The sequence below is a fragment of the Microbacterium sp. P5_E9 genome (assembly GCF_054049175.1).
In genome coordinates this window covers 1-564 of sequence record NZ_JBFUMV010000115.1, presented here as the reverse complement: position 1 = coordinate 564, position 564 = coordinate 1, and the positions used below count along the sequence as shown (strand labels likewise).

At 66.8% G+C, this 564-nt stretch carries 1 protein-coding gene; it reads left to right on the top strand.

Annotated features, from left to right (window positions below):
• Nucleotides 1–408 (top strand): carbohydrate ABC transporter permease (locus ACXJ3V_RS20520; protein ID WP_457102203.1); only part of this gene is annotated, 408 nt, incomplete at its 5' end.
• Nucleotides 409–564 lie beyond the last annotated feature (156 nt).

The following is a 564-nucleotide window of genomic DNA, read 5'->3' as shown; positions in this document are numbered from 1 at the left end:
GTGCTGACCTATCCGACCTTCCTGATCCCGTTCTGCACCTGGCTGCTGATGGGCTACTTCCGCTCGATCCCGGCCGAGCTCGAGGAGTGCGCGCTGATCGACGGTGCCAGCCGCTGGCAGATCCTGGTCAAGATCGTGCTGCCGCTGGCGGTGCCGGGCTTGATCTCGGCCGGCATCTTCGCCTTCACGCTGTCGTGGAACGAGTTCATCTACGCGCTGACCTTCGTCTCTTCGTCGGAAATCAAGACGCTGCCGGTCGGCGTGGTGACCGAGCTGGTGCAGGGCGACGTCTACCAGTGGGGGCCGCTGATGGCGGGGGCGCTGCTGGGATCGCTGCCGGTGGCCTTCATCTATTCCTTCGTCGTCGAGTACTACGTCTCGGGGCTGACCGGGTCGGTCAAGGAGTGAGACCGGCCGCGGCGCGCAGCCGCGGCATCCTCGCCTGTGCCACAGKCATGGCCTTGGGCGTCGCCCGATCGAGGAATATCCAGTCCATGCCCCAGACCCCACCCCTTCCGGCGCAGGGCCTGCGCCCCACGCAGGAGCAGATGCTGCGCCACCTGC